This is a genomic window from Methanocrinis sp., assembly GCF_049974945.1.
Lineage (GTDB): Archaea > Halobacteriota > Methanosarcinia > Methanotrichales > Methanotrichaceae > Methanocrinis.
In genome coordinates, this window is the sequence record NZ_JBNGCU010000001.1 from 1 (window position 1) to 13,227 (window position 13,227).

14 protein-coding genes are annotated in these 13,227 nt (G+C 62.2%); 10 read left to right on the plus strand and 4 right to left on the minus strand.

Annotated features, from left to right (window positions below):
* Nucleotides 1-268 precede the first annotated feature (268 nt).
* From trpD to trpA, 7 genes are all read left to right on the plus strand, one after another.
* Complete coding sequence (trpD, locus tag ACP5EL_RS00005) at nt 269-1,294, plus strand: anthranilate phosphoribosyltransferase (protein WP_428400368.1); 1,026 nt, start codon at nt 269-271, stop codon at nt 1,292-1,294.
* Nucleotides 1,291-1,932, plus strand: a complete 642-nt coding sequence (locus ACP5EL_RS00010) for a phosphoribosylanthranilate isomerase (RefSeq protein WP_428400369.1) — start codon at nt 1,291-1,293, stop codon at nt 1,930-1,932. Before trpD ends, ACP5EL_RS00010 begins: the two co-directional genes overlap by 4 nt.
* Nucleotides 1,917-3,440: an anthranilate synthase component I gene (gene trpE, locus ACP5EL_RS00015; protein WP_428400370.1), complete on the plus strand. Its 1,524-nt coding sequence runs from the start codon at nt 1,917-1,919 to the stop codon at nt 3,438-3,440. Before ACP5EL_RS00010 ends, trpE begins: the two co-directional genes overlap by 16 nt.
* Nucleotides 3,437-4,015 (plus strand): anthranilate synthase component II, encoded by a 579-nt coding sequence (locus tag ACP5EL_RS00020; protein ID WP_428400371.1) that lies wholly within the window; start codon nt 3,437-3,439, stop codon nt 4,013-4,015. Before trpE ends, ACP5EL_RS00020 begins: the two co-directional genes overlap by 4 nt.
* Complete coding sequence (locus ACP5EL_RS00025) at nt 4,012-4,773, plus strand: indole-3-glycerol-phosphate synthase (RefSeq protein WP_428400372.1); 762 nt, start codon at nt 4,012-4,014, stop codon at nt 4,771-4,773. The genes ACP5EL_RS00020 and ACP5EL_RS00025 overlap by 4 nt, the downstream gene beginning before the upstream one ends.
* 64 nt (nt 4,774-4,837) lie before the next feature.
* Nucleotides 4,838-6,034, plus strand: a complete 1,197-nt coding sequence (gene trpB, locus ACP5EL_RS00030) for a tryptophan synthase subunit beta (protein ID WP_428400373.1) — start codon at nt 4,838-4,840, stop codon at nt 6,032-6,034.
* On the plus strand, nt 6,031-6,816 hold the full coding sequence (trpA, locus tag ACP5EL_RS00035) for a tryptophan synthase subunit alpha (RefSeq protein WP_428400375.1): 786 nt from the start codon (nt 6,031-6,033) through the stop codon (nt 6,814-6,816). Before trpB ends, trpA begins: the two co-directional genes overlap by 4 nt.
* On the opposite strand, the gene ACP5EL_RS00040 is transcribed toward trpA, so the two are convergent.
* Together ACP5EL_RS00040 and ACP5EL_RS00045 are read right to left on the minus strand one after the other, a co-directional pair.
* The gene (locus tag ACP5EL_RS00040) at nt 6,776-9,007 is read right to left on the minus strand and encodes a Tex family protein (protein ID WP_428400376.1); all 2,232 of its coding nucleotides are present in this window, start codon (nt 9,005-9,007) and stop codon (nt 6,776-6,778) included. The genes trpA and ACP5EL_RS00040 overlap by 41 nt on opposite strands.
* A 17-nt stretch (nt 9,008-9,024) precedes the next feature.
* On the minus strand, nt 9,025-9,528 hold the full coding sequence (locus ACP5EL_RS00045) for a hypothetical protein (RefSeq protein ID WP_428400377.1): 504 nt from the start codon (nt 9,526-9,528) through the stop codon (nt 9,025-9,027).
* Between the two features lie 159 nt (nt 9,529-9,687).
* On the opposite strand from ACP5EL_RS00045, the gene ACP5EL_RS00050 reads away from it, so the two are divergent.
* From ACP5EL_RS00050 to ACP5EL_RS00060, 3 genes are all read left to right on the plus strand, one after another.
* A complete protein-coding gene (locus tag ACP5EL_RS00050; RefSeq protein ID WP_428400378.1) occupies nt 9,688-11,034 on the plus strand; it encodes an aminoacetone oxidase family FAD-binding enzyme in 1,347 nt (448 codons plus the stop codon).
* A gap of 29 nt (nt 11,035-11,063) precedes the next feature.
* Nucleotides 11,064-11,855, plus strand: coding sequence for an alpha/beta fold hydrolase (locus ACP5EL_RS00055; RefSeq protein WP_428400379.1), 792 nt, complete (start codon nt 11,064-11,066; stop codon nt 11,853-11,855).
* Between the two features lie 88 nt (nt 11,856-11,943).
* Complete coding sequence (locus ACP5EL_RS00060) at nt 11,944-12,294, plus strand: VOC family protein (protein ID WP_428400380.1); 351 nt, start codon at nt 11,944-11,946, stop codon at nt 12,292-12,294.
* Nucleotides 12,295-12,370: 76 nt separating this feature from the next.
* On the opposite strand, the gene ACP5EL_RS00065 is transcribed toward ACP5EL_RS00060, so the two are convergent.
* Both ACP5EL_RS00065 and ACP5EL_RS00070 read right to left on the minus strand, forming a co-directional pair.
* Nucleotides 12,371-12,739: a cupin domain-containing protein gene (locus ACP5EL_RS00065; RefSeq protein ID WP_428400382.1), complete on the minus strand. Its 369-nt coding sequence runs from the start codon at nt 12,737-12,739 to the stop codon at nt 12,371-12,373.
* Between the two features lie 25 nt (nt 12,740-12,764).
* Nucleotides 12,765-13,226: a nucleoside deaminase gene (locus ACP5EL_RS00070; RefSeq protein WP_428400383.1), complete on the minus strand. Its 462-nt coding sequence runs from the start codon at nt 13,224-13,226 to the stop codon at nt 12,765-12,767.
* Between the last annotated feature and the right edge of the window lies 1 nt (nt 13,227).

Consider the following 13,227-nt stretch of genomic DNA (forward strand, 5'->3'; position numbering starts at 1 on the left):
TCACCCAAAAAGCGAGTGGGTAGGGCAAAACCGCCTCAAACGCCCTGCAGCAAGCTGCGGGGTGCTCCGCCGCAGCTTGACTTATTCAGTCCCTCGGCGGTCCTTGGTACTGGTCCTCACTTTCCACGGGTCGGGCAGCTTCCGAGATCATCGATCCCAGGAGGAGCCCGATGCCCGATCTTCAATGCTCGATGCACAATGCACAACCTTTATATATAACGTCGATATTTAGACATTATAGTACAGAATCATACATTATGGTGATCATATGAGATATCTCCAACAGATCGTGGAGGGGAGGGACCTATCCGTCTCTGAGGCGGAGGCCCTCCTCGGCGAGATCTTCAAAGGGGCGACCGACGCCCAGATAGGGGCGCTCCTGATCGCCCTCAAGACGAAGGGCGAGTCGGCCTCGGAGATCGCGGGGCTCGCCAGAGCCATGAGGTCCTCAGCGATCCGGATCAGCCCCCGGGTCTCAGGACCCCTCGTCGACACCTGCGGCACCGGCGGCGACGGGACGAACACCATCAACGTCAGCACCGCCGCGGCGATCGTCGCCGCATCCTGCGGCGCCTTCGTGGCGAAGCACGGAAACTACGCCGTCAGCTCCGACTGCGGAAGCGCCAACGTCCTCTCCGAGCTGGGCGTCGAGGTCGCCCTCCCGCCCGAGAGGGTCTGCGAGAGGATCGAGACCCTGGGGATCGGCTTTCTGCTCGCCCCCCTCTTCCACCCCTCCATGAAGCGGGTCGCTTTCATCAGAAGAGAGCTCGCCATGAGGACGGTCTTCAACATCCTCGGCCCCCTCACCAACCCGGCGGGAGCGAGGTTCCAGGTGATGGGTGTCTACGACCCAAACCTCTGCGAGAGGCTCGCCGCCTCCCTCCAGATCCTGGGGGCGGAGAGGGCGATGGTCGTCCACGGGTCTGGGCTCGACGAGATCACGAACACTGGCCCGACCGCGATCTCGGAGCTGAACGGCGGGGGCTTGAGAAGCTACACCGTAGTCCCCCAGGACTTCGGCTACGCCCGGGCAGCCCTGGAGGAGATCAGGGGAGGAAGCCCCGAGGAGAACGCGAGAAAGCTCGTGGAGATCCTCTCCGGAGCAAAAAATCCGGGAAGGGATATCGTGGCCATGAACTCCGGAGCCGCCCTCTACGTCTCCGGGATCGCCGATACCCTATTTGATGGCGCGAAGATGGCAGAGGAGGCGATCGACTCTGGAAGGTCCCTGGAGACTCTGAAGAGGATGGTCCGCTCCGGCGGCAGCCCCCAGAAGCTGGAGAGGTTTCTGTGACCAGGGCCAAGATCTGCGGCCTAAAGGACGCCTGCGCCCGGGACCTCGCCGTCGCCGCGGGCGCCGACGCCGTGGGCTTCGTGGTGGAGATCCCCCGGTCGAAGAGGTGCATAGGGCGGGAGGAGGCCAGAGGCCTGATCGAGGGGCTTCCCCCCTTCGTCTCCAGCGTCATCGTGGTGGAGCCCGAGTCGGTCGCAGAGGCGTCGAACCTCGCCCTGGAGATCAACGCCGACGTGATCCAGGTCAACGATTCGCTTGGATTTGAGGATCTCTTGGTCCTCAAGAAGATGGTGCCTCAGAGGCTGGTGGCAACGGTCCCGGCAGAGCCGGGCCTGTTGGATCGCGCCCTTCAGATGGGAGAAGTCGCCGACGCCCTCCTCGTCGACAGCCTCGAGGGTGGAAAGCTCGGCGGGACCGGCACCGTCCACGACTGGAACCTGAGCGCAGATCTGGTGAGAAAGGTAGGCCTTCCGGTGATCCTGGCGGGAGGGCTGAACCCGGAGAACGTGGCCGAGGCCATAGGCGCAGTCCGTCCCTACGCGGTGGACGTATCCTCCGGCGTCGAGACCGACGGGAAGAAGGACCCAAGAAAGATCGAGGCCTTCCTGGAGGTGGTGAAGAGTTGCCCGCAAGAGTAGACTATTTCCCCGATAGCTTCTCGGATGGGCCGAAGACGGGACCTCTCCCCAGGCTCTTCGATGTATCGGATCTCGTCGACCCCGGGGCCCCCCTGAGCCTCTACTGCGCCCTGCGGCAGGAGAGGTACCCCTTCCTCCTGGAGTCGGTGGAGAAGTCGGGGCAGAGGGCGCGGTTCTCCTTCGTAGGATCAAGCCCCGCAGCCGTGGTGACCGTGAAGGAGAGGCGCTTTGATCTTGAGATCCTCGACTGCGGAAGGGGGCTTGAAGATCTGATGGAGAGGAGGCTCGCCTCTTCCGCGGTGATCGAAGATGCCGGCGACAGGTCCCTTTTCGCCGGCGAGATCAGAGACGGCATGGACCTCTTCGACCTCCTCCGGTCGGCCCTGCCCGCAAGCTCCGGACCCTCCAGGTTTGGAAGGCAGGCCTTCCTGGGGGGTGGGATCGGCTACCTCGCCTACGACCTGGTGGGCGAGAGGATCAAGAGGCCCTCGGCCTCCCCTAAGCCCGACGCGAAGTTCGGGATATTCGAGAGGAGCTTCATCTTCGACCACCTCACGGGAAAAGTCTGTCTCGCGGTGGCGCCCCTGGTCCCCGAGGCCGATCCGGACGGGATCGCCGCGGAGGCGACAGACCGGCTCAGAGACATCGAAATGAAGGAGCCGGAGGCGGGAGATCTCCGGCCGATATCCGTCGAGTCCGATCCCGCCGGGCCCTTCGAGGAGGCGGTACTAGAGGCAAAAGAGCACATCCTCGACGGCGACATATTCCAGGTGGTATTGTCCAGAAGGACGAGGGTCTTGCTCGGAAACCCCGACCCCGTCCTCCTCTATCGGAGGCTGAGGGAGATCAACCCCAGCCCCTATACCTACATCTTCGAGTTCGGAGACCACGCCCTGGTGGGGGCGTCTCCGGAGACCCTCTTCAGCCTTCGCGATCGACAGGTCACGACTAACCCCATCGCCGGGACCTGTCCCCGGGGAGGAAGTCCCGAGGAGGACGACCTCCTCGCCGCGAGGATGCTGGAGGACGAGAAGGAGAGGGCAGAGCACGTTATGCTCGTCGACCTGGGGAGAAACGATGTCCGGTCAGTATCGAAGGCGGGTTCGATCCGGGTGGAGGATTTCATGTCAGTCCTGCGGTACTCTCACGTCCAGCACATCGAGACGACGGTCCGGGGGACCCTCCGGGACGAGTGTGATTCGTTCGATGCGGCGAGGGCCATATTTCCGGCGGGAACCCTCTCTGGAGCCCCCAAGATCCGGGCCATGGAGATCATCGACGACCTGGAGGGGACGGCGAGAGGGATCTACGGCGGCGGTGTCGGCTACTTCTCCGCCGACGGCTCCGCCGACTTCGCCATCGCCATAAGAAGCGTGATCATCGAGGGCGATCTGGCCCTCGTCCAGGCGGGGGCGGGGATCGTCGCCGACTCCGACCCCCATCGGGAGTTTCTGGAGACGGAGCGGAAGATGGCTGCCATGAAGCGGGCCCTGGGGGTGGAGCTGTGAGGGGAAAGACGATCCTCTTCATCGACAACCAGGACTCCTTCGTCTGGAACCTGGTCGACTACGTATCCCAGTTCCATCCCCAGACAGAGGTGGTGGCCAACCGGATCGAGCCCTCTCGGGTGAGGGAGATCGACCCCCTGGGAATCGTGATCTCGCCGGGGCCGGGCCATCCAGCAAACAAGAGGGATATCGGCAGCTGCATCGAGATCATGAGGCGGTTTGAGGGGACGCCGATCCTGGGGGTCTGCCTCGGCCACCAGGCGATCAACCTCGCCTACGGGGGTACGATCAACAGGACGACCCCGGTCCACGGCAAGGCCTCTGCGATCTTCCACGACGGCCGGGGTATATTCCGGGGGCTTGATAACCCCCTGAAGGGAGGTCGCTACCACTCCCTGGCCGTGGAGAAGCTCGCTTCACCCCTGGGGATCTCGGCCCTCACCGCCGAGGGGGTGGTGATGGGGGTGAGGCATAGAAGCCTTCCCCTGGAAGGGGTCCAGTTCCACCCCGAGTCGGTCCTGACGCCCCAGGGAAAGAGGCTGATCTCCAACTGGCTGGAGGGGCTGGACCTGTGACCTCAGAAGTCGTCAGGGAGATCCTGAGAGAGACGGAGGCGAGGCTGGCAGATCTCCCAAAGGCCGACCAGAAGAGCCGCGTCCAGGTCGCCGATCCTCGGGACCTGGCGGCCCAGGCCGGGACCCTCCGTTCCAGGGGGATAACCCCCATCATAGCCGAGATCAAGCCTCGGATCCTGAATCGAGCCCTCACCCCCCGGGAGGTGGCCTCGATCTCCAGAAATTACGAGGATGACTGGGCCTGCGCCATCTCTGTCCTCACCCAGCCGACCTACTTTTTGGGGTCCCCGGAGAACGCTCGGACGGCGAGGAGGGCGGCCGGCCTTCCCATCCTCAGAAAGGATTTCATCCTGGACGAGAGGCAGCTCGACGAGGTCGAATCAGACCTGGTCCTCCTCATCGCCGCCTTCTCCAAGCCCCTGGACGGCCTGGTGGAGGCGGCCCTCTCCAGGAATATGGAGCCCCTGGTGGAGGTCCATACCGAGGAGGAGCTTTTGGCCGCCCTCAAAACCGACGCTCGGATGGTGGGCATAAACAACAGGAACCTCGCCACCCTGGAGGTGGACCTGGAGACATTCGAGCGGCTGGGGCCGCAGGCCAAGGACTCGGGCCTCTTTGTGGTGGCCGAAAGCGGCATAAATTCCCGAGAGGACGTCCTGAGGATGGAGGAGGCCGGGGCCGACGCCCTCCTCGTCGGAACCTCTTTGATGAAGGAGCCAGAGCTCCTTTCGGCCCTCAACGGGATGGTCCGTCCCTGAAAGCGGGCTGGAGAATCCGAATTATGCTAAAAATCGTAGATTCACTTGGAGCGGATGATATTTGATGAAGATCACAGCAAGGTCAGATACGAGATTCGGGAGGTACGGCGGCCAGTTCGTCCCCGAGACCCTGATGCAGCCCTTGAAGGAGCTGGCCGAGGCCTACAGCCGCCTCAAAGAGGATCCGGAGTTCAGGCGGGAGCTCTCCGGCCTTCTCGCAGACTACGCAGGGAGGCCTACCCCCCTCTACCTAGCGCGGTCCCTCTCCCGGGAGCTGGGCCTAAAGGTCTATCTGAAGAGGGAGGATCTGGTCCACGGAGGGGCCCACAAGCTGAACAACGTCCTGGGACAGGGACTGGTGGCGAGGGAGATGGGAAAGACCAGGCTGATCGCAGAGACCGGGGCGGGGCAGCACGGCGTCGCCGCGGCGATGGTTGGGGCGAACCTGGGCCTGGAGACCGAGATCTACATGGGCGAGGTGGACATCGAGCGGCAGAAGATGAACGTCTACCGGATGGAGCTCTTGGGCGCGAAGGTGATCCCGGTGAGGTCGGGGTCGAGGACCCTCAAGGACGCCATCAACGAGGCGATGAGGGACTGGGCGGGAAGCTACGAGGAGACCCACTACCTGATGGGGACGGTGGCCGGAGCCCACCCCTACCCCCTGATGGTGAGAGAGCTTCAGAGCGTCATCGGGACCGAGGCGAGAGATCAGATCCTGGCAGCGGAAGGAAGACTGCCCGACTCCGTCGCGGCCTGCGTCGGAGGCGGGTCCAACGCCATGGGGATCTTCTCGGGCTTTCTGAACGACGAGGTGAAGCTCGTCGCCGTCGAGGCGGGAGGGAGGGGAATCTCCTCCGGCGAGAAGATCGCAGACCACGGGGCCTGTCTCAACTTCGGCCAAGAGGGGGTCCTCCACGGGGCCCTGACCAAGATACTCCAGGACCCCCACGGCCAGATCCTGGAGTCCTACTCCGTGGCCGCAGGCCTCGACTATCCCGGGGTTGGGCCGGAGCTCGCCCACCTGGTCGAGGTCGGCCGGGTCAGCCCCGCCATCGCCGACGACAAAACCGCCCTGGAGGGGTTCAGGCGGCTCTCGGTCCTGGAGGGGATCATCCCTGCCCTGGAGTCGTCCCATGCCATCGGCTACGCCCTCAAAAAACCCGAGGCCCTGGGAGAGCTCGCCATAATCAACCTCTCGGGGAGGGGCGACAAGGATCTGGCGACGGTTATGGAGTTTGAGAGGGGGGCGGGGAGATGAAGCTGTCCGAGGCCTTTGAGAGAAGGCCGCTTCTCATCGCCTACATCTGCGCCGGTGACCCGAACCCCGAGGCGACAGTGGAGATGGCAGAGCTTCTGGCGAGGGCGGGGGCCGACGTCGTGGAGCTCGGCCTGCCTCACTCCGACCCCATAGCCGACGGGCCGGTCATCCAGGCCGCGGCCCAGAGGGCGATCGAGGCCGGGATGGACACCGACCTCTACTTCGAGATGGCCTCTCGGATCAAAGCCGACCTGCCCCTGGTCTTCATGGGCTACTACAACATGATCTATCAGCGAGGGCTCGAGAAGTTCGCCACCGACTGCGCCAAAAGCGGCATAACGGGCCTCATCGTCCCCGACCTCCCGCCGGAGGAGGCGGGCCCCCTGAGGGAGGCCTGCGAGCGGGCCGATGTGGACCTGATATACCTCGTCGCCCCCAACACCCCCGCAGAGAGGATACCCCTCATAGCCGAGAGCTCCAGCGGCTTCCTCTACCTGGTGGCGAGATCGGGGGTGACCGGAGCGAGGGCCGAGGTCCAGGAGTCGACGAAGGCCCTGATCGAGAGAGTCAAGACCGACCTGCCCAAGGCCGTGGGCTTCGGGATATCGACGCCGGAGCAGGCGGCGGAGGTGATCCGGGCCGGGGCCGACGCCGCCATCGTCGGGTCCGCCTGCGTCGATCTGATATCGAGAGGCGACCTGGCGGGGCTGGAAGAGCTGATCAGAGGGATGAAGGCCGCGATCAGGGAGGCGAGGCAGATCGAGGTTGTGGCCAGGATCTGAGACCTTCTTTATTCCTTATGGTTATATCGGCTCTCTCGATCTCGGGGTTCTCCCTCATGGAGAGGGATATCCTCTCTCGGTCCAGGTCCACCTCCAGGACGGTGACCTTCACCTTCTGGTGGGCCCGAACCACCTCAGCCGGGTCCCTGACGAACCGGTCGGCGAGCTGGCTGATGTGGACCAGGCCGTCCTGGTGGACGCCGACGTCGACGAAGGCGCCGAAGGCGGCCACGTTGGTCACCGTCCCCGAGAGCCTCATCCCGGGCCGGAGGTCCTCCATCCTCGCAACGCCCGGGATGAAGCTGAAGAGCTCAAACTCCCGGCGAGGGTCCCGGCCGGGCTTGGAGATCTCCTCCAGGATCTCCTCGATGGTGGGAAGATTCGCCCTCTCGGAGACGTACTTTCCGGGGTCGATCTTTCCTTGGAGGGCGGGGTCTTCCATCAGCTCTCCGACGGAGACTCCCAGGTCTTCCGCCATCGCCTCCACGATCCCGTAGCTCTCGGGATGGACCGCGGAGCTGTCCAGAGAATTTTCTCCGCCTCTTATCCGAAGAAAGCCCGCAGCCTGCTCGAAGGCCCTCGGGCCGAGGCCGGGGACCTTCAGGAGCTCCTCCCTCGACCTGAAGGGTCCGTGCTCTTCTCTATAACGGACGATCGATCCCGCCAGCCTCGGCCCGAGCCCCGATACCCGGGACAAAAGCTCTCTGCTCGCGGTGTTCAGGTCGACCCCCACCGCGTTGACGCAGGCCTCCACCACGTCATCGAGCTTCCTCTTCAGGGCCGTCTGGTTGACGTCGTGCTGGTACTGGCCCACGCCTATCGATTTCGGATCGATCTTGACCAGCTCCGCCAGAGGGTCCATGAGCCTTCTGCCGATGGAGACGGCGCTTCTGACCGTGGCGTCCTGGTGGGGAAACTCGTCTCTTGCGCATTTGGAGGCCGAGTAGACGGAGGCTCCGGCCTCGTTCACCATCACGATGGGAAGATTGCCGGGGAGCTTCAGCTCTTTTAGAAACTGCTCGGTCTCCCTCCCGGCGGTCCCATTTCCGACGGCGATGAACTCCACCCCGAACTTTCTGCAGAGCTCTGCGATCTTATCGGCCGCCTTCCGGCCCTCTTTTTGGGGCGGGTGGGGGTATATGACGTCCTTTGCGATCAGGGACCCCTGCCGGTCGAGGACCACCACCTTGCAGCCGGTCCTAAACCCCGGATCTACGGCCAGGACCGTCCTCTCTCCCAGGGGCGGCTCCAGGAGGAGCTCTCGGAGGTTTCTCGCGAAGACCTCCATCGCCCTCTCCTCGGCCCGCTCCCCCAGGATGGAGAGGCTCTCCCTCTCCATGGAAGGGAGAAGGAGCCTCCTGTAGCCGTCTTCGACCGCGAGCCCGACCTCCTCGCAGGCGGAAGAGGCGGGGCCCTTCCCCCTCCTCCTGAGGAAGAGCGCCTCCAAGATCGCTGATGCCCCCTCCATGGGCGGCTCGACGTGCAGGATCAGAAAGCCCTCTTTTTTGCCCCTCATCATGGCCATCGCCCTGTGGGACGGCACCCTGGCGAGGGGCTCAGACCGGTCGGCGTAATCCCGGTACTTCGCGCCCTCCCCCTCCAGCTCTCCGGAGGCCTTCGACCGCAATACCCCCCGGGAGAGGAATAGGTCGCGCATCTTCGACCTCGCCTCCGGGTCCTCATTGACCCTCTCGGCGATGATGTCCCGGGCACCGGCCAGGGCATCCTCGATCGAAGAGACCCCCCTCTCCGGATCGACAAAGCGAGCCGCCTCGGCCCGGGGATCGATCTTGCCCTGCTCGAAGATCAGCTCCGCCAATGGCAGCAGCCCCTTCTCCCGGGCGACGGAGGCCCGGGTCCTCCGCTTGGGCCTGAAGGGTAGGTAGAGGTCCTCCAGGACGGGAAGCGTCTCCGCGGCCAGGATCCTCTTCTCGAGGTCGCAGGTGAGCACTCCCCTCTCTTCAAGAGACCTCAGGATGGAGGCACGCCTCCGGTCCAGCTCGACGTATTTCTCGGCCAGGTCCCGGACGGAGGCGATGGCCACCTCGTCAAGGCCGCCCGTCGCCTCCTTTCTGTACCGGGCGATGAAGGGGATGGTCTTGCCCTCGGAGAGGAGCTTCGCCGCAGCCCTGACCTGGCCTTCCTTCAGGCCGAGCTCAGCAGCGATCCGGGAGATGTGAAGCTCGTTCATGCTCGAAGCTCGAAATTTTAGACTCTCCTCTTGTTCGTCCGCCCCTTCTTCACCTCGAAGATGTAGGTCTTATCCTCTTCGAGCTCGTGCCAGAGGTTTCTGTAGTAGTCCTCCTTCCACTCCGCAAAGCCGTCATCGAACCCCGGGTCCCTCTCGTCGATGTGGATCAGAAAGCCCCTCTCAGAGGAGGGGGCGCAGAGCTTCAGCTTCTCCATGCTGCTCTTTATCCTCGACCGGTCGTAAGGCTTGATCTCGTCACCGACTCTGGTGATGGTCAACGGCTCGATCACCACCAAGCACTCCTCACCCTTGAAGATGGAGATGGCCGGTTTGGCGTCGCCCAGGGGATGGTTGATCAGCATGGTCATGATCTTGTTTTTATCTGTATGAGCCCGCAGGTGGTGGTAAAGGGAGGCCAGAAGATCGTCCTCGCTCTTTATCTTTCCATTGCGGAAGTCATCCACCGACCCCTTGAACGCGTCCACGACGCTTCGCTCGAACTTGCTCACCCTGGCAGACATCTCTCATACTCCTCCGCTTCAGGCCAGTGGGTTTCCAAACTACAAAAGACTAACTTGGGACTGACTACAAAAGACGAAGCTTGCTCTTGCCAGAACCATACCTAAGCCTTCACGGAAGGTTTTTCATCCATCCGGGATGGTAATGGCTGAGAGATCCAGGTGAAGAAGTCGATTAAACCGTCCCCAAAATGCGACCAGGGAGGGGGCCAGATATCAGATGAAAGAAGACGTGGAGGGGCCACTGAACTCCTCGACCTCATCGTCATCGGAGCGGGTCCCGCCGGCCTCTTCTGCGCCGCGAGCGCCTCCGGCGATGGCGTAAAGGTTCTCGTCCTGGAGAAGAAGAGATCCCCCGGCCGAAAGCTCCTCGTCTCGGGCTCGGGCCGCTGCAACATAACCCATGACGGGGAGATCAGATCATTCCTTGACCACTACGGAGATGCCGGCCGTTTCCTCCGCCCCGCCCTGCTGGGCTTTACAAACCGCGACCTGGTCGCCTTCTTCGAGGATAGGGGCCTTCCCATGATCAGAATGGAGGGCGGCAAGCTCTTCCCCGAGACCCAGAGGTCAAGGGACGTCCTGGAGGTTCTCGTCGAGGAGTGCGAGGCTCAGAAGGTCGATATCAAGGGCGGCAAAACGGTGACGTCGGTCGAGAAGTTGGGAGAAGGAGAAGTCGAAGGTGGCGGGAGGTTTCTGGTGGCCTGTGGAGATGAGAGGCATCGATCCCGGCTTCTGGTCATAGCCTGTGGAGGGCGCTCCTATCCCGCCACCGGCTCCACCGGCGACGGCTACAGCTTCGCCAGAAGCCTGGGCCATTCCATCGCCGAGATCGGGCCCGCCCTCACCCCGGTCCGCATAAAAGATTACCCCTTCTCGAAGCTCGCCGGGATCTCCCTTACGAGCGCGAGTATCTCGATCTTCAGGGGCAAGAAGGTGAAGGAGCAGAACGGAGACGTCCTCTTCACCCACCAGGGACTCAGTGGCCCAGGGATCCTCGACCTATCCAGGAGCATTCGGGCCGGGGACGTCCTGAGGGTATCATTTGTAGGGGACAAGAATAGGGAGGATCTGGAGCAGTGGCTTCGAGATAGGTCCCAAAAGGACGGCGCTCGAAATCTGAGGTCGGTATTGGCGGACCTGGGCCTTCCCGCCAGGCTCGCGGCGAGGGTCCTTGAGATCGTGGAGATTCCTCAAGACCTTAAATGCGCCTCGATGACGAGAGAGATGAGGATCGGCCTTGTCGACCGTCTTTCCGGCTTTCCACTGGTGGTGGAGGAGCTCGGCGGCTTTGATTCGGCCATGGTCACCAGGGGCGGCGTGAGCTTGAAGGAAGTCGACTCGAAGACGATGGAGTCGAAGCTCGTCGATGGTCTTTACTTCGCAGGAGAGGTTCTGGACGTGGATGGTGACACCGGCGGCTACAACCTCCAGGCCGCCTTCTCCACGGGGATCTTGGCGGCGAGGAGCATACTAAAGCGATTGTCAGATCAAGAAGGCGCGCAGTGAGTGTTAAGCGAGGATGGGGGAGGCTCGAAATGGACGATCTCAGAGCATATGGAAAGCCGCCCTTCAACGTAGTCGTCGTCCACGGCGGTCCGGGAGCTCGGGGAGAGATGGCTCGGGTGGCGCGGAGGCTCTCAAAAAGAAGGGGAGTCCTGGAGCCGCTCCAGACGGCGACCTCGGTTCATGGACAGGTCGAAGAGCTGAAGGCGGTTCTGGAGAAGGAGGGAGATCTTCCTGCAACGCTTGTAGGCTTTTCCTGGGGTGCTTGGCTATCTTTCATATTTGCCGCCAGCTATCCGGCAATGGTCGAAAAGCTGGTCCTCGTCGGAAGCGGCCCCTTTGAAGAGAAGTACGCCGCCAGAATAGCAGAGACCAGACTGAGCCGCCTGAGCTTGGAGGAGAGGGCTGAGGTCGAGTCCATCGTTCAAATCCTGGAAAGCTCAGAGAACGTCAGGGCGGAAGAAAAGAACGCAGCGATGACGCGGATGGGAGCGCTATTCTCCAAGGTCGATGCATACGACCCGGCGACATCCGAATCAGAAGATGTTGATTGCCGTGCTGACGTATTTCAGGGCGTCTGGAAAGAAGCTGCGGAATTGAGGAAGATCGGGAGGCTCCTGGAGCTGGGAGAAAAGATAAAGTGCCCCGTGGTTGCGATACACGGAGACTATGACCCCCATCCAGCATTGGGTGTTGAGCTCCCCCTTTCGGCCGTTCTGAGGAGCTTCAGGTTCATCCTCCTCGAGAAATGTGGGCATGCTCCGTGGATCGAGAAGGAAGCGAGCGAGAAATTTTATGAGATCCTGGAAAAAGAGTGGGAATGACGTTCATCTTAGTGCTTTTCACCTCCAGACCCTCATCTCATCGTCATCTATATCTGGCTCAAAAAACAAAGTATCTGGCATACCCAGAGTGATTCATTTTGAGATCGCCATCGACGAGCCCGACCGTGCAGTGAAGTTCTATTCCGAGGTATTCGGCTGGAAGGTGGAGAAGTGGGGGCCGGTAGACTACTGGTTGGTTCAGACCGGCGAGGGTCCCGGGATAGACGGCGCCCTCAAGATGAGGGAGAGGCCGCATGAGAGCACCACAAACACCGTGGAGGTTCCTTCTCTTGAGAAGTACATGGAGAAGGTCGTCGAGAAGGGGGGCGAGGTGATCTCTGAGAAGATGACTATACTCGGCTACGGATACTTCGCTTATTGCAAGGATACCGAGGGGAACGTCTTCGGCATAATTGAAAGCGACGAGTCTGCCCAATGAGGCAACCGCCGCTTGCAAAAATGGTATTTTCTAGGGTTAGCTCCCGCCGACAGCGAGAAGCCACCACAGATCGGTTTCAGTCCAGCACCTCGTCCTCCTTTTTCCAGGAAGGGCGTACGATGCAGAGGAAGGCAAGAGGGCCGTCGCCCCGGTTTTCGATATGCTGCATCGAACCCGGCGGGATGTATATCGCCATGCCAGGGCCCACCTTTGCAGACTCGCCCTCGATCGTCATCCTGCCCCTTCCTTCCAAGATGAAGTAGACCTCCGAAGATGTCTTGAGACGATGGGGTCTTGAGGCCTCGCCGGGCCCGAGCCGGGCGTGGGCCAGACTGTAGCCCAAAAAGAGCACCTCGTCCTCCCGGTCGGGGTGGAGAAGCTCGCAGATCTCGGTTCTGTCCAGGGCGACGAACCGGGGGCGGTCTTCGAGGTTTTTTATGAACATCTCCTCGCCTCTGCTCCAGAGATCGTCAAAATATCTCCGGGTTGCACTCGGCGAGGAACTGATCCCAGAGCCCAGGATAGCTCAGGATGAACTCGGCCAGCAGCTCCTTGCACTCGGCGAGGTCCAGGTTCTCGACCTCGATCCCGTGAGATTCCATGAACTTCCTAGCCTCGGGAGCGCTCTCCGCCTCCCCGGCCACCACCCTCTTTATCCCGAACTGGACCGCGGCCCCCGCGCAGAGGTAGCAGGGCATCATCGTCGAGTAGAGGGTCGTCCCCATGTAGCCGCCGGTGAGCCTCGCGTCTCTGAGGCAGTCGATCTCGGCGTGCATCAGCTGATCTGAGTCCTGGACCCGCCGGTTCCGTCCTCTCCCTATGATACTTCCCTCCTCCACCAGTACCGCGCCTATGGGTACGCCGCCCTCGGCGAGCCCCTCCTTCGCCTCCAGGATGGCGGCCCTCATGAACTTCTCGTCTGACTTCATCATC

Bases quoted from the DNA above. Each gene is read 5' to 3' on its own strand.
- ACP5EL_RS00065 (WP_428400382.1), bottom strand. From the start codon at position 12,739: ATGTTCATAAAAAACCTCGAAGACCGCCCCCGGTTCGTCGCCCTGGAC.
- trpB (WP_428400373.1), top strand. From the start codon at position 4,838: ATGAAGATCACAGCAAGGTCAGATACGAGATTCGGGAGGTACGGCGGC.
- ACP5EL_RS00040 (WP_428400376.1), bottom strand. From the start codon at position 9,007: ATGAACGAGCTTCACATCTCCCGGATCGCTGCTGAGCTCGGCCTGAAG.
- trpA (WP_428400375.1), top strand. From the start codon at position 6,031: ATGAAGCTGTCCGAGGCCTTTGAGAGAAGGCCGCTTCTCATCGCCTAC.
- ACP5EL_RS00055 (WP_428400379.1), top strand. From the start codon at position 11,064: ATGGACGATCTCAGAGCATATGGAAAGCCGCCCTTCAACGTAGTCGTC.
- ACP5EL_RS00070 (WP_428400383.1), bottom strand. From the start codon at position 13,226: ATGATGAAGTCAGACGAGAAGTTCATGAGGGCCGCCATCCTGGAGGCG.
- ACP5EL_RS00045 (WP_428400377.1), bottom strand. From the start codon at position 9,528: ATGTCTGCCAGGGTGAGCAAGTTCGAGCGAAGCGTCGTGGACGCGTTC.
- trpD (WP_428400368.1), top strand. From the start codon at position 269: ATGAGATATCTCCAACAGATCGTGGAGGGGAGGGACCTATCCGTCTCT.